The organism is Sorangium sp. So ce176 (genome assembly GCF_051519835.1).
GTDB lineage: Bacteria > Myxococcota_A > Polyangia > Polyangiales > Polyangiaceae > Sorangium > Sorangium cellulosum_G.
On record NZ_CP150371.1, the window covers coordinates 6,998,914 to 7,019,683 of the forward strand.

Below are 20,770 nucleotides of genomic sequence, written 5' to 3' on the forward strand. Positions count from 1 at the left end.
AGTTCCCGGGGACGCGTCGGGGTCGGGGCCGGCCCGGATGCGCCAGGTCAGGGCCGCTCCGGCACGATCTCGCAGCGGAGCCGCGCGCCCGCGCCGCGGAGCGCGGCGCCCCCGCCGGGGCCGAAGACCGCGACGAGATCCGGCGAGCCCCTCGTCGAGGCGCGCACCTCGATCGCCTCGACGCAGAGCGCGCCGCTGTCGCCGGCGAGCAGCGCCACGGCGGGGGCGCCCTCGTCGAGCAGCGGGGCTCCGCTCCTCGAGGCCACCCGCAGGGCGGCGGGCAGCTCGGCGACGAACCTGTGCGACGGCCGCGCGCCGCCGCAGCCGCCGGCGCCTATCTCGCGGAGGGACGCGAGGGAGCCGAGCGGCTCGAGCGGGCCGACCTGACCGCGGGCGACGTCGAGCGGCCCGGCGAACACGTCGCCCGAGGCGACGGCGTAGCCGACGAGGGCGAAGCCGGGCGCGTCGAGCCGCCGGCCGAGGGTGAGCCGGACGCCCGCCACGTCGGGGACCGGCGCGAGCCCGGCGATCGTGAGCGTGGCCCGCGGCGTGGCGAGCAGGAGGCTCCGCTTCGCGGCGTCGAAGGCGAGCAGGTCGCCGCCCGGCAGCTCGGCCGCGGCGGCGATCGAGCCAGCGTGGTCGAACGGCAGCAGCGCCGGCCGCGCGGCGCCCGCCCGAGCGCGGAGGCCGCGCGGGCCGCTCCGGTCGCGGAAGAGCAGCAGCAGATCCGCGGGCGCGCTCGCGCCAGGCGCGAGCAGGACGGGGACGGCATCGCCGGACGGCGCGGCGAGCGAGCCGGCGCGGAGCGACAGGCGGCGCGGGGCGGCGGTCGCGAACGGCGGGAACACGCTCGCGGTGAAGACGCCGGCGCGGAGCGCGCCCAGCGGCGAGGACGGGGCGGTCCACAGCGAGACGACCGGGGGCGCGGCGTCGGGGGGCCGGGGCGCCGCGGGATCGCCGGGCGCCGGGGGCGCGCGGCGGGGCACCGGGAGCGACGATGGGGACGGGAGAGACGGGGCGTCGTCGTCGAGGCGGCAGGAGACGAGCGGCGGGGGCGCGGCGCGGAGCGCGGGGCCGGCGGCCGGGGCGTAGGGCGGCGGCGCGCGGCGCGGCGGCGGAGGGCCGCCCCAGCCGAGGCGGACGAGGCCGTGGTCGCCCATGGCGCAGCCGATCGGAGAGCAGGCGAAGGGGGCGCCCTCGTCGAACGGCGGCTCGATCTGGCGCGCCGGCGGGCCCTGGACGGGGCGCCACGATCGGCCGCCGTCGGTCGACTCGAAGAAGGCCGGCGGCTCGTCGGCGGTGGCGGCGAGCGCGAACCGCCCGCCGGCGACGACGTGCGCGACGGCGGCCGGGAGGGGAAAGACAGTGACGCCGCCGCGGGCGTCGATGCGCAGGCCGGCGATGCGGCCGCCGAGGCGGCGCGAGAGAAGGCGGGGGGGGAGCGCCGGCGCCTCCGCGTCGGGCAGCGCGTCGCCGGCAGGCGAGGCGGCGTCGGCCAGGTGGAGCCAGCCGCGCACGGCGCCGTCGTCGTCCTCCCAGAAATCGGTGTCGACGAGGCGCGGCGACGCGAGGGCGTCGGGGGGCGCGGGGAAGGCGCCGCCCGCGAGCGCCGGGTCGCGCTCGCGCACGCGGATCACGCGGACGCCCTCGGGAGCGCCCGCGGGGCCGCTGTCGCGCGCGCGCGCTGCGGGAGGCCGCGCGGGCGGCGCCTCGCCTTGCCCATCGCGCGACCGCGCCGCTGGCCCGCCCGGCGCCTCCAGGACGAGCGCGGTGACGGTCCCGCGCTCGCCGGGGATCCAGCGGTAGAGGCCGCGGGCGTCCTCGCCCTCGACGCGCCGCTCGACCCAGCGGCCGCCGCCGGCGCGCACGCACACGCGCGCGACGTGGTCCTCCGCGGGCTCGCCGCGCGACGCGCCGGAGCGCGGCTCGCCCGGCAGCGGCAACGGCGCGGAAGGCCACGGCGACCGCTCGCCTCGCGGCGCGGCGTCGTCCGGGAGCTCCGGGAAGTCGTGGAGCCCCGGCGGCGCGCTGCCGCACCGGCCGGCGAAGGCGAGGCGGCCGCTGTCGTCGCCGAGGAACGCGCCCCGCGAGGCCGCGAGCGGATCGGGGTCGCGGCCGCGGGGCGGAAACGTCGCCTCCAGCCGCGGCGCGGAGAGCGCTGCCTCGAGGCGCAGCACGTGGGCGGCCTCGTGCGCGCACGCGAGCAGGACGTCCTCGCCCGCCCGGAACGGCTGGCAGCGCGCGTAGCGCGGGTCGAGGCCCGCGATCTCCGCCGCGGCGATCGGCCGCGCTGTCGCCGCGGCGAGGACGGAGAGGACGCCGTCGCGCGCGACGAGCAGCCTGCCGCCGGGGAGGAGCGCGCCTGTCGCCGCGGCCAGCGCGACGACGTCCGGGGCGAGCGCGCGGATCGAGGGGGCGTCGCGCAGCGGGTCCGTCGCCGGCGGGAGGTGGAGCGCGGGGCTCCGCCGGGAGCGCGGGGGCGCGGGCGCCGCGGGCGCGAGGCCCGCGGCCGTCAGGTGGAGCGCGGGGGTGCCCGCCGGTCCGAGGAGCGCGACAGCGTCGCCGCGCTCCTCGAGGAGCGTCGTGGCGAGCCCGCGCTCCTCGAGGACGTCGGTCCAGGTGGCGCCCCCGTCGAGCGTGACCGAGGCGCGGCCGAGCAGGTCGAGGCGCGCGGCGCGGCGGGCGTCGACGGCCACGGCGTCGACGACCCCCGCGGCGCCGAAGCGGCGAAGGGAGAGCGTGGCCGGGTCGACCTCGAGGAGCCCACGGTCGGTGCGCAGGAGGATCGCGCCGAGGTACGGCCGCGCGCCGCCGGGCGCGCCGATGTCGGCTATGGGCGCGAGATCGCCGAGGAAATCGCCGGCACGGTAGGCGCGCGCCTCGGACCAGAGGACGAACCCTCCCCCGAGGCGCGCCGGGAGCGACCGGAACCCGCGGAGCAGCTCGGACGCGGGCGCGGCGGCGAGCACGACGCCGCCGTCGAGGCGCACGCGGACCCCCTCGTAGAGCGCCGGCTCCGGGCGGGGCGAGGGAGAGCCGTCGCCGGGATCGGCGGCGTCGAAGAGGGCGCCGGTGCCCTCGGTGAGGACGTAGCGCGCCGGAGCGAGCGGCGGCGGGTCGGCGGGCGTTGCGGCTGGCGGGGCCGGCCGCGGCGCGCGCTCCGGCGCGGCGCTGCACGCGGCGGCGAGGGCGAGCGCGAGGAGGGCGCCCGCGCGGGAGGGCATCGCGGCGGCGGCGGCGCGCCCTCCGGATGAGCTCACGCTGCGCATGGGGGACGGCCGGAAAGTACACCGCCACGCGCCCCCGGTGAACCGCCTCAGCGCACGACCGCCTTGCAGAGCACCGGCTGCCGCACCTCCTGGCCGTGCAGGGCGAGAACGAGCATGCCTCCGCCGGCCCCCTGCGGCGGGTCGCTCCGCGCCGGCGCGGCGCTCGGCCCCCCGGGGGCGGCCCGCGCGCGCGCGCCGGGCGGCGCCGCGGGCGGCGGCCCCGCGAAGCGCGCAATGACCTTCTTCACGGTGCCGGTGAGCTCGTAGAAGCCGAGGTCGATCTCGTGGCGCTCGTCCCGCACGTTGAGCTCCACGGCGTCGAGGCACGCGCTCTCGCGCGACCACCGGATCACCGCGACGCCCCCCGTCGCGGCCTCGGTGACCCCCGGCAGCGCGCCGGGCACGAGGCCGATCTCCGCGTCGAACGACAGGACAACGCGCGCCTCCCCGCGGCGGGGCGCGCACGACGGCGCGCTGCCCGCGGCGAGCTCGCCGAGCGGCGCGAGCGCCTCCTCCGGGCCCAGGGTGCCGAGCTCCGGATCGACAGGCGAGAGCACCGCGCCGCCGGACCCGGTGACCGCCACGACGACGGGCGCGCCGTCGCGCGCCCCCGCGCCGTACGCGAAGCGCGCCTGCTGCGCGCTCGCCGGCGACGCGCGCGCGGCGCGCTGCACGCGGAGCTCCCGGAGCGCGGGCGCAGGCGCGCCGCCCCCGCGCGGCGCGCTCGCCGGCGACCCGCCGCGAAGATCGACAGCGCTCACCGCGAGGCCGTCGTGCCGGGGGCCCAGGAACACCGCGCGATCGCCGAGGTCGACGCCGACCGCGCGATACGGAACGCAGCCGCCGATCGGCCGCGTCACGCGCGCGGCGTCCAGCACGCCGGCGAGGCACGCCTCCCTCGGGCCGGCCGCGACCGGGGCCACGCGCCCGTCGCGATCGATCATGAGCCCTATCGACGCCTCGTACGGGCGGAACTCGAGCTGCGCCAGGCCGGCGCTCGTGAGCGGCACGGCGGCGCGGCGGATCTCCGCGCGCAGGTCGAGCGGGGCGATCCAGGCGAGCTCCGCGTCGGCGAAGGGCGCCGGCAGCGCGCCGCCGAAGGGCGGCAGCGTCAGCACCCCGAGGGTGCCTAGCCGCAGCGGGCTCGCCCCGCGCAGGGGCGCCGCGGCGACGGCGCCGAACCCGGACGACTCCGGGACGCGCGCGGCGGCGAGCGGCCCCGCGAAGCTGCAGTCGAGGCGCGCGACGGGCTCGAGCCGCATCGGCCGCGCCGGCCCGTCGCGATCGCGCGGCGCGCGGCCGGGGGCCGGCTCCGCCGCGGGCGCGTCGGCCGGGGACGCCGCGCCGGCGCGCGGGACCGACCCCCATCCGATCCGGAGGAACGGACCGACGCGGCAGCCCACCACGGAGCACTTCTCGACGTGCGCGGCCGCGCCGCCCGGCGGCGGCGCGACGGGCGCCCACCGCGCTCCGCGATCGATCGTCTCGAAGAGGCGGCCGTCCTCCGTCTCGACGAGGGCGAAGGGCCCGGACGCCTCGAGCGCTGTCGCGCGCGCCGGGAGCGGGCGGCGGCGCACCCGGCCGGCCGCGTCGATGGCGACAGGCGCGAGGCGCGCCGCCTGGTCCTGCACCGGGAGCCAGCCCTCGACGGTGTGGTCCGCGAGCACGGCGAGCGCGCGGGAGAGCAGCTCCGGCCGCTCGCCGTACCGGGGCCCCTGGGACAGGGAGAGCGGGGGCTCGCCCCGCGCGAGCCGCACGACGCGCAGCGCGCCGCGCACCTCGACGCGCTCGGCGTCCCGCAGGGACGCGCCGGGGCGCGCGACGAGGGCGACCGCGCCCCCGCCGCGGCGCGGGATCCAGGCGAGCACATCGGTCGCGTCCGCGGGGTCGAGGCGGTGCTCGACCCAGGCGCCCGGGCCGCGGCGCACGCAGAACACCGCGCTCCCCTGCGTCGAGCCGCCGGCGAGCGCCGCGCGCGCGATCGCCCGGAGGTCGATGCGCGGCCTCGGCAGCCCCTCGCAGGGCCCGACGTAGCCGAGCGACTCGCCGTCGACGCCCACGAAGCGATCGACCTCCGGCTCCGCCCCGGGCCGCAGCTCGAACGCGCGCTCGATCCGGAGCGCGCGCGGCGCGCGGGCGTCGCCGGAGATGTCCACCACGCTCGCCCGATCCGGGCCGGCGCAGACGGCGAGCAGCGCGTCGCCCGCGCGGAACGGCGCGCACGCGCCGCTGCCAGGCGGCAACGGCGCGCCGGACGAGGCGCGCCCGGTCGCGAGGTCGACGCGGCCGACGAGGCCCTCCGCGGCGACAGCGGCGCCGCCGTCGGCGAGCGGCAGGCCGGCGTCGACGGCGGCCGCGAGCAGCGCGAAGGGCGCGCGGTCGGGCCACGCGGCCTCGACGTCGGCCGGTGGCTGCGCGCGCGGCGCGCGGAGCTCGCCGACGCGGCCGCTCGCGTCGACGGCGCGCTCGAGGCCGTCGTCCAGCGAGACGACGATCTCGTCGCCGCGGGCGTCGACCGAGACAGCGCCGCCGAGCGCCGCGGTGACGTCGCTGTACGAGGTCCCGGCGTCGAGCGTGAGGAGCGCGCGCCCGAAGACGGTGAGGCCGAGCGCGCGGCGCTCGCTGGCCGCCGCGGCAGCGACGAGGGACGGCAGGCCGAGCGGCCGCAGCGCGCCGCGCGCGCCGTCGACGGCGAAGGCACCGGCGGACGTGATCAGGCCGACGCCGCCGAGCCACGGGAACACGCCGACAACGTCGCCGGGCAGGGGGGCGAGCGCGCGGAGCTCCCCGGAGAAGCTGGCCGCCGTGTAGATCTCCTTGCTGCTCCAGAACGCGTAGCGCGGCCCGGGCGGCGCGCTGGCGTGAGCCCAGGCGGGGAACGCGGCGCCGCCGGCGAGCTCCGGGCTGTCGGCGCCGAGAGGCACGATCCGCGCGACGCCGTGCAGCTCGGCGCGCCGGCCGTTGACGACCACGCGGTCGACCTCCTGGCCGCGCTGGACCACGCGCTCGACGAGGCCCGGCGCCGGCTGCGCGACGTACCGGGCGGGGCCGAGCGCGACGGGCGGGGCGGCGGCGAGCGCGCGCTCGGGCGGATCGAGCGCGCCGGGCCGCGCCGCCGCCGGCTCGGCCGCCCCGCAGGCCGCGAGCGCCGGCGCGGCGAGGAGCGCGAGCGGGCCGAGCGCGCGGGAGAGCGATCGCGAGGGGGCGCTCAACGCCGGTACTTCTGGGGCCTGTTGGCGACCGGGTTCGGGGGGGTCATGGCGAGCCTCGGGAGGCGCGAGTGTACCCGTTCTGCGCCGCCGGAGCGGCGGCGCGGGCGGATACCGGCGGGCAAGGAGAGGCCCCTCACTCGTCCGCTGACCGACCGCCGACGAGGCACGCCAGCCGCTGCGTCATCTCCCCGGTCCGCAGCGCGCCCTCTCCGCCCCCGGTCCCCTGCCCGCGCGGCGCCGTCCAGCGCGCGATCAGCGCCGCGCCCGCGGCGGCCTCCCCGCGCCGGCGCGCGTCGGCGACCGCGACGTGCAGCGCCTCGAGGCAGACGCGCTCCCGCCCCCAGCGCACCTGCGCGAGGCCGCGATCCCCGAGCGAGACGGCGGGCAGCGCCCGCCGATCCAGGCGCAGGGCGCCCCCCGGATCGAGCGTCACGAGCGCGCGCCACGCGCCCGCCATCGCACGGCAGCGCGCGTCGCTCGCGGCGGTCAGCGTCGACCAAGGCGCGAGCGCCGCCGCCTCGCCGGCCGTCCCCGCGACGCTGTCGAGCACCGCCACCCCGGCGGTCTCCAGGGCGACGCCGTCGAGCACCAGCACGCCGATGGCGCCGTCGTCGCGCCGGGCGAGCGCCATCGGCCTGCCGCGCAGCTCCTCGCGGTCGAGCCCCACGACGCGCGCGGGCTGCCGGGGCTCCGGCGTGTGCTCCTCGACGGCCACGCGGCGCCGGAGCTCGCCGAGCACGAGGGCGCGGCCAGGACCGAGCAGCAGGCCAGGCGCCTGGCCCAGCGCGCCGTCGAGCTGACCTCGGCGCGGCTCGAACGCCGGGAGCACCCGCGCGCCATCGGGGCCGAGGAGCAGCTCGCTCGCCTCTGCGACGACGAGCAGCGCTACCTCGCCGTCCGCGGCGAGCAGCGGCACCGAGCCGGCGCGCTGCGCGCCGCGCCGGAAGCTCGGCGCGAGGTCGGTCGCGTTCCGCCGCAGCACCTCGCCGCGCAGATCGAGCGGCGGGCGAAACAGCGCGCTGTGGGTCCGGATCGGCGCCGCCCTCGGGCCGCCCTGCCCCGCCGCCGCGCCGCCTCTTCCCGGCGCCGCGTCGCCCTGCGCCGCCGTCGCGTCGCCCTGCCCCGCCGCCTCGTCGTCGGGCCGCATCGCCATCCCGGGCGGCTGCCGGTCGCGCCCTGGCTCCGCCGCGTCCGCGACGATCTCGAGCGCCTCTCCGTACGGCGTCGACACGCTCCACCGCTCCGCGCCGGCCGCGGGAGCGGCGCCCGGGAGCGGCGCCGGCAGGCCGACAGGCGCGCACGACAGCGCCGGCAGCCCGGCCGGCGGCTCCTGCGGATCGCCGTCGCCGGCCGTCGCCGCGCCGCCCGCGGCCGGCGCGGGCCCGGCGACGGCCGGCGACGGATCGCCCGCGCCCCAGCCGAGCCGCACCACGCCGGACAGCGCGCAGCCGAGCGCGGAGCACGCGCCCTGGAACGACGACGGCGGCACCGGCGAGCGCCCGGCGGCGCGCCACGTCCGGCCGTGATCGCGCGTCTCGTGGAGCTCCCCGCCGCGCGTGACGAGCACGCCGTGATCGCCGGTCACCACCATCCCCGCCGGCTCCGGCGGCAGCGCGTGCGCCGCGACCTCCCCGCCCCGCGCGATCGTGATCCCCAGGCTCGCCTGCCCGACCGGATCGGGCCACTCGACCGACGACAGCCACCCGTCGACCCCGCCGCCCTCGCGCGCGCGGAAGCGTTTGTCGACGAGCACCCGCGACGCGCCGCGCGAGGGCGGCGTCCAGTACCAGCCGGGCTGATCCCCCTGGAGCCGCACCACCCGCGCGCCCCCCTCGTCGCGGGCGCGCGGCGCGCCGACAGGCGCCGGCAGCGCGTCGCGCTCGCCGCGCAGCAGCGCGACAGCGCTCCCGTCCCGGCGCGGCGCCCAGCCGACGAGCGCCTGCCCCTCGCCGACCTCGATCGCGTGCTCGACCCAGGCGCCCCGGCCGCGCCGCACGCAGATCCTCGGGTGGATCACGGCCTCGCCGTACCGGCGATCGCGCTCCTCGTCGCTGACGAGCCGCGGAGACGCCCCGCACCCGCCGACGAAGCCGAGCGCGCCGCCGTCGTCCGCCGCGAAGAACCCCTCGTCGGTGAAGGCGCGCTCCACGCGCGGCGGCTCGCCGCGCTCCGAGCGCAGGACGTAGCTGCCGTAGCGCTCGTACTCGTCCCACGCGCACAGGAAGAGCAGCCCGTCGTCCGCGCGGATCGGCGCGCACCCCAGCCCGTCCGGGAACCAGCCGGCGAGCCGCTCGCGCGTCGCGCCCGTCCGCGCGTCGATCCTCGCGACGCCGGCGTCGATCACCCCGAGCGCGGTCCCGTCCGGCAGGAGCGCGCCGGCGGCGACCGCCGCGACGGCCGGCGTGATCTCACGCTGCGCGGGATCCGCGCGCCCGCCCGCGAAGCGGAGCTGGAACGATCCGCCCGACCACGACGAGATCGCGCGGAGATCGCCGTCGGGCCTGCCGAGCGCGCCGTCCGGCAGGACGGCCGCGCGCCCGAGCGCCGTCTCGAGCCACAGCGCGCCCGGCGCGACGCCGATGGCGCGCGAGGCGACCCCGATCCGCCGGCCGGCGTCGATCCACGTGCGGCCGCCGTCCGCCGTCGTCGCGGCGCGGCCGAACACGTCGAGGCGCACAGCGCGCGCCGCGTCCAGCGCCGCGAGATCGTGGATGGCCGGCGCCTCGAGCGCCCGGCCGCGATCCTCGCCCGGCAGGACCGCCCGCGGCCTCTGCTCCGTGAAGACCACGACGCCGTGGAGCCCGTTCCGCGCGCCCCGCACGGCGCCCGCGCCCCCGCCGAGCGCCACCTCGGCGAGCGGCCCCGTGAAGCCGCGCGACCGGAACGCCCTGCCCCGGCTCCAGTGCAGGAAGCCCCCGCCGAGGTGGGGCGCGATCGCGAGCGATCCAACGATGGGCTCGCCCGCCGCCCACAGCGCGGCCTCCCACGCCGCCGCCACGACGCGCCCGCCCGCGTCGAGCTCGAGCCGCGCCCCGCCCGCGACGACGCGATCCACGACGGCCGCTTCCGGCCCGTCATGCGTCACGCGGAACACCGCGTCCGTGATCTCCTGGATGTAGCGCGCCCCCGCCGGGCCAGCGCCGACCGCGTCGCCCGCGCCCATCGCGCCCCACGCGCCCGCCGCCCCCGACACGCCTGACACACGCGCCCGCCGGGCAGGCCCGGCCGCGCCGTCCGCCGGGCTCGCCTCGGGCCCGAGCGCGCAGCCGGACACGACGACGACCGTGAGCAGACCAAGCGCGCGCGCCACCATCAGGGAAAGCACGACGGTATCTGCTGTACCGTCCCCGTCCAGGGCCGATCCACCTCGACAGCGCGACGCCCGCGCGCTCTCTCCGCGGCGCCGTCGTACGCTGCGGCCCGCGGCGCGCCGCGCCCGCCCCGAACGCCCGTGCCCACCGCTCGCCGACCCCGCCGACCCACGAAAGAAGAGCTCCTCGCCGCCGCCGGCAAGACGGTGCCGGACGTCATCGCGCCCGACCTCCTCGTCCTCTTCTGCGGCATCAACCCCGGCCTCTACACGGCCGCCGTCGGGCACAACTTCGCCCGCCCCGGCAACCGCTTCTGGCCGGCGCTGCACGCGGGCGGCTTCACCGATCGCGTGCTCTCGCCGTCCGAGGAGCGCGAGCTGCTGAAGCTCGGTTACGGGATCACCAACGTCGTCGAGCGGGCGACAGCGTCGGCCGACGAGCTGTCGCCCGAAGAGCTCGCCGCGGGCGGGGTGAGGCTCGCGGCCAAGGTGCGGCAGTACCGCCCCCGCTTCCTCGCCGTGCTCGGGATCGGCGCCTACAGGAGCGCGTTCGGGCGGCCCCACGCCGCGCCCGGCCCGCAGCCCGAGACGCTCGGCGCGACGAGGCTCTGGGTGCTGCCGAACCCGAGCGGCCTCAACGCCAGCTACCAGCCGCAGAAGCTCGCCGAGATGTTCCGCGCCCTGCGCTACGCTGTCGCGCCCGCCCCTGCCCCGCCGTGAGCCGCGCCGCGCGCCTGCCCGGGCAGCGCGCCTCCGGAAAGGTGGTGATCCGAGAGCCGCGGTCGCGCCATATCCGTCCTGCGCCGACTCGACCCCTCGCCGTGACGCGGACTCGTCGACCGTCGCATCGCCGCGCCGACAGGCGGTCTCCCTGGCGCGCACTCCCCCTCCGCGCGCGGGGCGCCTACTCGGGCAGCGCGCTCTCCTCTTCCTGGGGCACCTTCGCGCGCGCGTTGTGGGCCTCTTCGCGGAGCGCCGCGAGGCCGGGCGGCCCGTCGGTCGGCTGCGCCACGCGGTTGCTCACCGCGGCGAGCCACGCCATCGGCGAGTCGTGCGTCCGCGGCGTGACAAGGAGGACTCCGCGCGACGCGTACCGCGAACAGCCGTCCTCGCACACAGGGAGGACCAGACGGAGCCCGCCGCCGCCACCTCGGCTCACGAGCGGCGCCACGCGCATCTCCGCCGGCGGCGGGGCCATGGTGGACATCACCGCGCGCTCGATCAGCGCCTTGATCGTCCTTCCAGATGTTCCAGGCGGCTCCGGAGCCGGCATCGCCGCGCGATCCGCCGCGTCAAGCCGGCTCGGCGGCAGCGCGAAGAGCCCCGCGCCGTCGGCCGCCCTCGCGAGCGGAGGCGGCAGCACGCCGGCGAGCGCGCCCACGAGACAGGCCAGCTTGAGTTCGAATCGCATGGGTGATCCCTCGACAATCTCTCGATCGGTCGTCCAGTCCCCACGTCCAGCAGGCCCCATGCCAGCCACGGGCGGCCGGCTGCTGCGGCGCGGCCCGACGCGGCGCCAGCCGACGTCGTCCGCCGCGCGAGACGGTTCGCCACGGCGCGGCGATGACAGCCACGTCCGGCGCCGCCGGGCCGCGGAAGCTGGAGAATTCGACCCGGCCGTGCGAGCGCCGCTTTCGCTTGCCAGACGGTCCGGGCGCCGTTAACCGTCATCGTTATGCCCGACCGCAAGCCGGGGCTGAGCCCGCAGATCATGAAGGCCTCGCTCCCGCCTGGCGCCCCGCTCCCCTCCGCGTCCTCCAAGCCCTCCACGCCGTCCGAGCCCGTCGCGAGCATTCTGCTCGTCGACGATCACCGCGCGAATCTCCTCGCCCTCGAGGCCGTGCTCGATCCGCTGCGCCAGCGGCTCGTCACCGCGCAATCGGGCGAGGAGGCGCTCGAGCACCTCACCCGCGAGGAGTTCGCGCTCATCCTCATGGACGTGAAGATGCGCGGTATCGACGGCTTCGAGACGGCCGCCCGCGTGAGGGGGCTCGATCAGGCGAGGCACACCCCGATCATCTTCATCTCGGGGCTGCCGGAGGACGAGGACCGGCTGTATCGCGGCTACGCGCAGGGCGCTGTCGATTATGTCGTCAAGCCGTTCAATCCCGACATCCTGCGCGCCAAGGTGGCCGTCTTCGTCGAGCTGCACCGCAGGGCCGAGCAGATCAAGCGGCAGGAGGCGGCGCTCCGCCAGCTCGAGCGGCAGGCGAGCGACGAGGTGTTCCGGCGCATCATGGACACGAGCATGATGGGCCTGCTCTTCAGCGACTACGAGGGGCGCGTCATCGAGGCGAACGACAGCTTCCTCTCCCTGGTCGGCTACACCCGCGAGGACCTCAAGGAGGGGCTCCTCCGGTGGCAGCAGCTCTCGCCGCCCGAGTACGAGCACGTGCACCACGACGCGGTGAGCGAGCTGAGCGCCCACGGCGTCACGAGGCAGTTCGAGAAGGAGTACATCCGCAAGGACGGCAAGCGCGTGGCGGTCCTCGTCGGCTCGGCCCGGATCGAGACGCAGCGGCGCAACCTCACCTACGTGCTCGACATCAGCGAGCGCAAGCGCGCCGAGGCGAACGTCAGCCTGCTCGCCGGCGCGGGCGAGATCCTCTCGTCCTCGCTCGATTTCCGCGAGACGCTCGGGCAGCTCGCGCGGCTCGTCGTGCCGCTCCTCGCCGACTGGTGCGCGGTGGACATCCAGGCGCAGGACGGCGTCATCCAGCGCGTCGCCGTCCTGCACACCGACCCGGCCAAGGTGGCTTTCGTCCGGCAGATCGAGGACCGGTACCCTGTCGATCCCACGTCGCCGAGGGGCGTGCCGAACGTGCTCCGGACCGGCCAGACCGAGTGGATTCCCGAGGTCACGGACGCGCTGCTGGTCTCGATCGCCCGGGACGAGGAGCACCTGCGGCTCGCCCGCGAGCTCGGCCTCCGCTCGTCGATGGTGGTGCCGCTGGCGGCGCGCGGGCGCGTCCTCGGCGCGATGACGCTCGTGCACGCGGAGTCGGGCCGGCGCTACTCGAAGGCCGACGTGCAGTTCGCCGAGGAGCTCGCGCGGCGCGCGGCGCTCAGCGTCGACAACGCGCTCCTCTTCGAGCGCGAGGTCACGGTGCGCAAGGAGGTCGAGACGCTCGCGGAGGAGCTGAAGCACAGCGAGGCGCAGTTCCGTCTGCTCGCCGAGACGATGCCGCAGCTCGTGTGGACGAACCGCCCGGACGGCCACCACGAGTATTTCAACCAGCGCTGGTACGACTACACGGGGCTCACCCCCGAGGACACGGGCGGCGAGGGATGGAGCCGGATCATCCACCCCGAGGAGCACGAGCAGGCGATCGCGACCTGGCGGCAGGCGCTGCGCACGGGCGAGCCGTACGAGAACCAGAGCCGCCTCCGGCGCGCGGACGGCGCCTACCGCTGGTTCATCGGCCGGGCGGTCGCCGCGCGCGACGGCGCGGGCCGCATCATCCGGTGGTTCGGCACCTACACGGACATCGACGATCAGAAGCGCGCCGAGGAGGAGCGGCAGCGGCTCGTCCAGGCGCTCGAGCGCAGCAACAAGGAGCTCGATCAGTTCGCCTACGTCACGAGCCACGACCTCAAGGCGCCGCTGCGGGGCATCGCCAACCTCTCGCAGTGGATCGAGGAGGACCTGAGCGACAAGATGACGGCGGAGAGCCGCAAGCAGCTCGACCTGCTCCGCGGGCGCGTCCACCGGCTGGAGAACCTGATCGACGGGATCCTGAGCTACTCGCGCGCGGGCCGCGTCCGGGAGAAGCCCGAGGCGATCGACGTCGGCAAGCTCCTCCGGGAGATCGTCGAGCTGCTCGCGCCCCCGCCGGAGACGCGGGTGGAGATCGCCCCGGACATGCCCGTCGTTGTCACCGAGCGCGCGCCGATCCAGCAGACGTTCCTGAACCTCATCAGCAACGCGCTGAAGCACGCCGGGCGCGCCGATCCGGAGGTCCGGATCTCCGCGCGCGACGCCGGCGCGTTCTGGGAGTTCTCGGTCTCCGACAACGGCTCTGGCATCGCCCCCGAGTACCACGATCGCATCTGGGGCATCTTCCAGACGCTGAAGGCGCGGGACAAGGTCGAGGGCACCGGCATCGGGCTGTCGGTCGTGCAGAAGATCGTCCATAGCAAGGGCGCGCGCGCGTGGGTCGAGTCCTCGGTCGGCGCCGGCGCCACGTTCCGGTTCACCTGGCCGAAGCTCGAGGCGCGGGAGCCTTCCTCGCCCGGATGATCCCCGGGTAGGCCGCGCGCGCGGCCGGCGGCGCGGGGCGCGGGCGTGCGGCCTGGGCCGCGCCGGGCGCCTGGACACCACGTTCACGGGCCCGGCACGAAGCTTGAACACACCTCCTCGGACCAACAAGCGGCTCGATGCGAGGCGAGCGCCGGCGAAGGCGGGATGGTGAGCTGCGGCGCCTTCTCCTCTGGCGGCGTGTCCCGCAGCTCGCGCCGCGGACCTCGGAAGGAGGGTGTTCGTGATGTCGACGTTCAAACTGCCCAGGAGTCTCCTGGGCGCGCTGGCTGTGTCTCTTCTGTCTGCGTGCGCCGCGCCCCCGGCGCCGGCGCAATCGGCCGTCGCGGAGCCGAGGATGCCCAACCCGGGCCCGGACGGTGTCTACAAGGTGGAGTGGCCTGATCTGAGGGAGGGCGAGGATCGGTTCATCGGGCTCACGCTCGGGGCGGACATCGCCGATGTATGCCGGCTTCCCAAGACGAACTTCGCCTTCGACTCTGCCGAGCCGTTGCCACAGGAGCACCTGGAGCTCCGGGCGGTCGTCGACTGCCTGCGCTCCTCGAACCTGAAGGACGCGAGGATAGAGCTCGTGGGCCGGGCCGACCCCCGTGGCACGCCGGCGTACAACCAGGATCTCTCGCTGCGCCGCGCCCAGCGGGTGAAGGAGATCCTTGTGGCGGAGGGCATCCCTGCGGCCCGCGTCACGGTGCGCGCGACGGGCGCCGCCGAGGCGGTCGGCACGCAACCGATGTATTCCTATGGCTACGACCGTCGCGTCGACGTCGTGCTCCTCGGCGTCGTCCATTCCCCCCTTTGAGCGGGACGCGCCCGCGGCGGATACGGGCCCATCTCGACGTTTTCGGTGCTCGGCGTACTGGAGCACGCCTGCGCGCCGAAAACGCCGATCTGGGCCCGTCTCCTGTGCGGGCGCGCCCCGCTCGGCGGCGGGGGGGCTCGGCGATTTGATCGGCGGGGGGGCTCGGCGGGGGGGACGCGCTGATGAAGCGGGCTGCCGGGCGGGGCACGCACTCCATCGTTCTTCCGGACTAACCTCTTTCCGTTTGCGGCGGCGCTCGGGCGACGCGGGGGCGTTCTGGTACGGGAGGCGCGCGATGCACCGGGGCGCGCCACGACAGATGTGGCATTTCGTCACGCGGGCGTCACGGGGTGGGCGACTGATGCGGGGACAAGCGGGCCGTACAGCGAGATCCGAGGGTTGGTCCGGAGCCTGCAATGCATGCCGTCACGAACCGGCGGACGTCAGGTCCGTCACAAGGAGACAAGAGCCATGACGAACCGACTGAATGACGCTGTGGGGACTGCAAAGGGTGTGTACGAGACGGCGGCTGTCGGCGCGGTTGGCGCTGCCACGACCGCCAAGACGACGGCGTTCGACGTCGCCAAGGCGGTCGCCGGGATCGCCGCGACGATCGGGGCGCTCGGCTTCGACGACGTGCTCGGCTGGGTCGGGCTGGCGCGCAGGCGCAGCCCGCTCGCGACCCTCGCGTACTTCGGCGCCGGCGTCGCGGTGGGCGCAGGCGTGGCCGTGCTGCTCTCGCCGACGTCCGGCGAGGCGCTCCGCCGTGACATCCTGACCCGCCTCGACGGCCTGAAGCGCCAGGCGACCCGCGGGGTCGAGCAGGCCGAACGCCAGGTCGGCGGCGCGGTCGACGCGGTGAAGGGCGCTGTCTCTCCGTCCGAGACGGGGAACTCGCACTACGGCATCGAGGGCGGGCGGCAGGGCGGCGAGAGCGGTCACCACCTGAGCTGAGGCGCTGGACGTGTGGCTCGAAGCCATCATCACGCGGGAGGATCTCGTCCAGATTCTGGGCGAGTTCCTCCCCGTGAAAATCCATCTGGACGATGACGAGAAGACCGACCGCTGGCTCTACCTGGGCAAGCCGACCGAGATCACGCTGGTCGAGGACATGGGCCTGCGCGTCAACTGTCCTGCGGAGCTGAAGTGGTCTTTCCCGGTCGTGAGCCCCACCGTCAAGCTCGATGAGCTCAAGGTCCTCATCTCCCCTGAGATTGTCGAGAAGAACAGTGGAAACGTCCTCGCGTTCAACGTCGAGCTCGAGGAGGCCGACATCCGCGGCATCCCCTCGATCATCGACCACACGATCATGAAGGCCGTCAACTCGGCGCTCGCGAACAAGAAGCCTGAGTGGAACTTCACGAAGACGCTCACGCACACCGTGGGTCTCCCTTCCAACCTCGAGCCGATCGATGGGCTGCACATCGGGGTCGCCTGGGGCAAGCGTCGCATCAGTCAGGACGCGCTCGTGCTCGTGGTCTCCTTCAAGCTCAATTTCGTGCGCAGCGATTGAAGCTCCGCCGCACGGCGAGCCAGGAACGCCCCGCCCCGGTCCCGCCGGGGCGGGGCGTTTCGCTTGCGCCGTCATCAAGCCGGGTCGTCCGCGCAGAATAGCCATGAGCCCTCCGGCTCTGCCGGAGGGCTCATGGCTCCCGCGAGTCTGCCTGTCCCCTGCCCCGCGCGACGAGCTCCCCCTGGGCCGGGCTGCCGGTCACCCGATCTGCGGGGCCAGGTGGATCCTCCCGAGCCGCCCCCCGCGCCCCCGCGTGAGCGCCCCCGCGATGTCCGAGTGCTTGACGAGCCCCAGGTAGCTCTCCCCGTCGAACACCGCCACCACCGGCGTGTTCTTCTCCACCATCTTCCGCCCCACCTCGTCGAGCGGCACGTCCGCCGCCACCCTGGGCACGTCGCACCGCATGATCCAGGCGATGAACGACCCCTCCTCGCCGGAGGCCAGCGCGCGCATCACGTCCGTTCGCGTCACGATCCCGATCACGCGGTCCTCGTAGACCACCGGGAAATCCGGCTCCTGGCTCGCCAGGATGCGCCGCGCGGCGTCGCCCACGAGCTCGCCAGGCCAGAGCTGGACCGCCCTCCCCTCGACGAGCGGACGGCGCTCGGCCACCTCGACAGGCGCCATCACCGCCTGCGCCGCGCTCCACTCCCGCCGCGCCCCCAGGAAGAGGAGCGCCGACAGCGCCGCGATCAAGAGCTGACCGCCGAACAGCGCGATGAAGAACAGCGCCGCCGCCATCGCCTGACCGAGCGTCGCCGTCATCGAGGTCGCGAGCCAGGTGCCCGTGAGCGGCGAGAGCGCCTCGCGCAGCACGCGGCCGCCCTCGAGCGGCAGCGCCGGCAGCAGGCCGAGCGTCGCGATGCCGAGGTTCGCGCTCGCGACCCACACGAGCGCCGTCTCGCGCGAGGGCGCCTCGGCGGCCTGCAGCACCGACGCCCACCGGAGCCCCTCGGCCCCGCCCTGCGCGCCGACCGCCACGAAGAACAGCGCCGCGAGCGCGAAGTTCGCTGCGAGGCCGAGCGCGCCGCCCTGCATCCACCCGGCGACAGGGCGCGCGCGCCGCGCCACCGCGCCGAGCGGCGAGAGCAGGACCTCGCTCAACCCGAGCCCGAGCTGCCGCGCCACCACCCCGTGCACGAGCGCCTGCAGCGCCACGCACGCGAGCAGCGCCGCGCCGAGCGCGCAGCCGAAGAGCGCGCCGCCCCCGCCGTGCCGCGCCCCCCACTGGAGCGCCCCGAGCGGGATGAGCAGGCCGAACGCCGCGTGGGCAACGACCTCAATACCGCCAATCCGCGTGACCCTGATGACCGAGTTCATGGCGCATTGCTCCTGGGTTCTCGCGCAGACCGCTGCGCATGGCGGGAGGGCCGTTCCGACCTGCCACCCCCCCCTTCCCCCCGGGGCTGTGGCGAGAACCTCGTCGCGCTGTCGACGGCTGACGGGCAATGTCGCGGACTTTTCTGCGCTCACTGCAAAGCATGTGCCGTTTTCCTGCTCCACGTAGGGAGCAACACACGGCTTCGCGCCGGGCGTCGCCCGCGGCCGGCGGCTGTCAGGCGTGATTCCCTGCTCCGCACCTCGGGCTGTCCTCAGAGTCGACGAGCGTGAGGCGGGGAGTTCAGCGGGCCGCTGCGCGCCGGATGAGCACGCAAACGGTGCGGCACGCCTGGATGCCGCGGTGTGGCGTTACGCTACGTAGCAGGCGCGCTCCGTCACGTCGTCACATCGGCGACCCCATCCATCCCTCCAGCCCGCCGCGCGCGGCCCGAGGCCGGACCACGCCGCTCGGCCTCCTCGGAGACGGGGGACGCCCGCGTGAAGCGCTCCTGCGGCAGGAACAGGCCGTCCTCGAGCTCGCGGACCCAGCGGAGCATCTCCTCGCGCACCCAGCACCGCAGATCGAACAGCTTCCCCGAGTCGCTCGACGAAACGAGAAACCGCACCTCGATGGTGCGCTCTGACACGTTCGTGACCTGAACGGCCTTCACCCGCCCATCCCAGAGCTCGCTGTTCGGAAGGATGGACTCGAAATGCTGGCGGATAGCTTCCACCGGCGTCCGGTAATCGACGTAGATCTCGATGGTGCCGAGCTTCTCCGCGCCGTGCTTCGTCCAGTTCTCGAACGACTGGTCCAGGAGCCGCGCGGTCGGGATGATGAGCCGCCGCTCGTCCCAGATCTTCATGACCACGTGCGTCAGGCGGATCTCCTCGATGGTCCCGAACTGTCCGTCCACCACCACCTTGTCGCCGAGGTCGATGGGGCGCGTGAACAGGATGTGGAGGCCGGACAGGATCGCGCCGACCGGCTTCTGCGCCGCCAGGCCGAGCACGACGCCCGCGATGCCGGCCGACGCCAGGAGCGACACACCGACGTTCCGCACGGTCTCGAAGTTCAGGAGCACGAGCGCGCCCGCGACGATCACGATGATCACGCGCGCGACCCGCTCGAGCACGCGCGCCTGGGTGCGCAGCCCGCGCGACGACTCGCTCCCCTCCTCGAGGTGCCGCACGGCGCGCGCGTCCAGCACCTCGGAGAGGATCCCCACGATGCGCATGAGCAGCCACGCCACCCCGCCGATGAACAGCGCCGAGAGGAGCGGCCGCAGATCGGCCACGAGCACCTGGCCGAGCGCCGTCATCCTGGCGAGGCCAGCCGTCAGGATCACGCCGAGGCAAAGCGTCATGGGGCCAATTGCCGCGTCGAGCGTCTTTTCGTCCCAGGGCGTCGATGTCCGCCGCACGACGAGCGAGGCGGCGCGCCGGAAGGCGTGCACCGCGAGCCGCGCGAGCCCGAGGCCGACCGGAACGCTCGCCGCCACCATCACCCACTGCCACGGGCCATCCGTCGGGATCCCCAGCCGGGCACCCAGCGATTCGAAGACCGAGTTCTGCATGAATCTGCTCCTTCAATCCGCCGATCTGCGGCGCGCCCCTGGCCCGGACCCCGGGCGCCAGACGCCTGACGCGCTCGCCGGCCTGGCGGAAGGTTCGTGACGCAGTGAAGCGCGCCGGGCTCATCCATCGTGTGTGCGGCCTCGCATGGCACAGGCCGTGCCGCCGATTCCGCCCCCGCGCTTTCTCGCCGCTTTCCGCTCGTCGCGCTGGCCTACAGCAGAGATCGCGATTACAGCGTGGAGGCACCTTTGCCATGACGCGGCAGTTCGCCACACAGTCGCTCTGCTCCGCCTTGCACGTTCCGTTCAGGCGTCCTGTGCTCGCTCGGCATGTGATGTGCACGGATGCGAGTCAGAGAGTCGAGATAGGCTGATAAACGCAGCAAAGGACTCGTTTATGTCAGAGCGCAGAAGCCAGGTCGATGATTTCGCGCGGCTCACGGAGGAGACCGAGCGGCTCGCGAGGCACGTCGAGGATCTCCGGCTCCGGATCGCGGCGACGACCGCGAAGCGACGCGCATCGTCCGGCATGCACCCTGCGCAGCATGGCGCCTCGCTCGACGGGGCGCAGGGCGCGCTCACCGAGCGGCCGCCGCAGGGGCCGTCGTCCGATCGCCCGCCGTACGGCACGCCGTCCGAGCGGCCGCCGCACGGCTCCCCGTCCGAGCGGGCGCTCGAAGCCGTCGCGGCCCTGGAGCGGCCGGTCGACGCAGGCCTGGAGCGGGCGCACGACGCGGGCACGGAGCGCCCCGACGACGCGATCCCGGAGCGGCCGCGCCCCCGTCAGTCGCCCTTCCCCGAGCGCCCGTCGTGCCTCGCGAGCGTGTCGCGATGGCTGCCGCCGCTGAGGCCGGGGCGGCACGCCATGGAGTCGGGCGTCCACGAGAAGGCCGGAGAGGCAGGGCGTTACTGCATCGTCACGCCGCGGCAGAAGAAGCCGAGCTCTCTCCCGCCGAAGCGCCGCACGCCGAAGGCCGACGTGGCCTGAGCCAAGGCGCCTCGACCCGCCCCTCTCCCCCCCCGCGCGCGGCTGCCGTCACGGTGCGCTGACAGCGTGGCTGCGCAGGCCTGCTCGCCACACACCCGGCCCCGACGGCGCAGCCGGGCAAGGCGCGCCACGCGCGCGGCGCGAAGCTTGCCCGGCTGCGCGCCTGCGTAGTATACGAACTCATGTTGTCGTGCGGTGGGTGCGGACGCGCATCGTTCACCGAAGCCTGAACATCGATGAGACCCGACGGAATCTTCGCGGTCGGGGATCGAAAGCCCTGTCTTTCAGCGGCCCGAAGAGGCCCGCCCTCCTCGCGGCGATCGAGGGTTCTGCCCACCAGGCGAGAGGGCCTGTCCTCCAGCCGTCCTCTCCCCCGCCTCGCTGCGAGGCGCGGGCCCCCTGCGGGGGCCACGCGCAGGCTTCCGGCCCCACCGCTCGCGGCGCTCCGGGACACCTCCGTGTCCGGGGCGCGCTCTCGTTTCCCTTGAAAGAGCAGCCCCGCTCGCAGGCGAGGCCAGGAGAAC

At 75.8% G+C, this 20,770-nt stretch carries 12 protein-coding genes; 6 read left to right on the forward strand and 6 right to left on the reverse strand.

Features of this window, described 5'->3' with window-relative positions:
- Positions 1 to 47: 47 nt before the first annotated feature.
- From WMF42_RS26190 to WMF42_RS26200, 3 genes are all read right to left on the reverse strand, one after another.
- The gene (locus WMF42_RS26190) at positions 48 to 3,260 is read right to left on the reverse strand and encodes a hypothetical protein (RefSeq protein WP_437685450.1); all 3,213 of its coding nucleotides are present in this window, start codon (positions 3,258 to 3,260) and stop codon (positions 48 to 50) included.
- Positions 3,261 to 3,316: 56 nt separating this feature from the next.
- A complete protein-coding gene (locus tag WMF42_RS26195; protein WP_437685452.1) occupies positions 3,317 to 6,481 on the reverse strand; it encodes a hypothetical protein in 3,165 nt (1,054 codons plus the stop codon).
- 133 nt (positions 6,482 to 6,614) lie between these two features.
- Positions 6,615 to 9,806, reverse strand: coding sequence for a hypothetical protein (locus WMF42_RS26200; RefSeq protein ID WP_437685454.1), 3,192 nt, complete (start codon positions 9,804 to 9,806; stop codon positions 6,615 to 6,617).
- Between the two features lie 192 nt (positions 9,807 to 9,998).
- On the opposite strand from WMF42_RS26200, the gene mug reads away from it, so the two are divergent.
- Positions 9,999 to 10,511, forward strand: coding sequence for a G/U mismatch-specific DNA glycosylase (gene mug, locus WMF42_RS26205; protein ID WP_061610180.1), 513 nt, complete (start codon positions 9,999 to 10,001; stop codon positions 10,509 to 10,511).
- 184 nt (positions 10,512 to 10,695) lie between these two features.
- On the opposite strand, the gene WMF42_RS26210 is transcribed toward mug, so the two are convergent.
- Complete coding sequence (locus WMF42_RS26210) at positions 10,696 to 11,202, reverse strand: hypothetical protein (RefSeq protein ID WP_437685456.1); 507 nt, start codon at positions 11,200 to 11,202, stop codon at positions 10,696 to 10,698.
- Positions 11,203 to 11,466: 264 nt separating this feature from the next.
- On the opposite strand from WMF42_RS26210, the gene WMF42_RS26215 reads away from it, so the two are divergent.
- The 4 genes from WMF42_RS26215 to WMF42_RS26230 all read left to right on the forward strand — a co-directional run bounded on the left by WMF42_RS26215 (position 11,467) and on the right by WMF42_RS26230 (position 16,361).
- On the forward strand, positions 11,467 to 14,031 hold the full coding sequence (locus WMF42_RS26215) for a PAS domain S-box protein (RefSeq protein WP_233561990.1): 2,565 nt from the start codon (positions 11,467 to 11,469) through the stop codon (positions 14,029 to 14,031).
- Positions 14,032 to 14,386: 355 nt separating this feature from the next.
- Positions 14,387 to 14,848: an OmpA family protein gene (locus WMF42_RS26220; protein ID WP_437685458.1), complete on the forward strand. Its 462-nt coding sequence runs from the start codon at positions 14,387 to 14,389 to the stop codon at positions 14,846 to 14,848.
- Positions 14,849 to 15,319: 471 nt separating this feature from the next.
- On the forward strand, positions 15,320 to 15,802 hold the full coding sequence (locus tag WMF42_RS26225) for a YtxH domain-containing protein (RefSeq protein WP_061610182.1): 483 nt from the start codon (positions 15,320 to 15,322) through the stop codon (positions 15,800 to 15,802).
- A gap of 10 nt (positions 15,803 to 15,812) precedes the next feature.
- Entirely contained in the window at positions 15,813 to 16,361 is a 549-nt protein-coding gene (locus WMF42_RS26230) for a hypothetical protein (protein WP_061610183.1), read from the forward strand.
- Between the two features lie 198 nt (positions 16,362 to 16,559).
- Here the strand turns inward: WMF42_RS26230 and WMF42_RS26235 are convergent, their stop codons facing one another.
- Both WMF42_RS26235 and WMF42_RS26240 read right to left on the reverse strand, forming a co-directional pair.
- Positions 16,560 to 17,681 (reverse strand): CBS domain-containing protein, encoded by a 1,122-nt coding sequence (locus WMF42_RS26235; protein ID WP_061610184.1) that lies wholly within the window; start codon positions 17,679 to 17,681, stop codon positions 16,560 to 16,562.
- Between the two features lie 395 nt (positions 17,682 to 18,076).
- On the reverse strand, positions 18,077 to 19,258 hold the full coding sequence (locus WMF42_RS26240) for a mechanosensitive ion channel family protein (RefSeq protein WP_437685461.1): 1,182 nt from the start codon (positions 19,256 to 19,258) through the stop codon (positions 18,077 to 18,079).
- A gap of 397 nt (positions 19,259 to 19,655) precedes the next feature.
- Between WMF42_RS26240 and WMF42_RS26245 the strand changes: the two genes are divergently transcribed.
- On the forward strand, positions 19,656 to 20,246 hold the full coding sequence (locus WMF42_RS26245; RefSeq protein ID WP_061610186.1) for a hypothetical protein: 591 nt from the start codon (positions 19,656 to 19,658) through the stop codon (positions 20,244 to 20,246).
- The last annotated feature ends 524 nt before the right edge of the window (positions 20,247 to 20,770 follow it).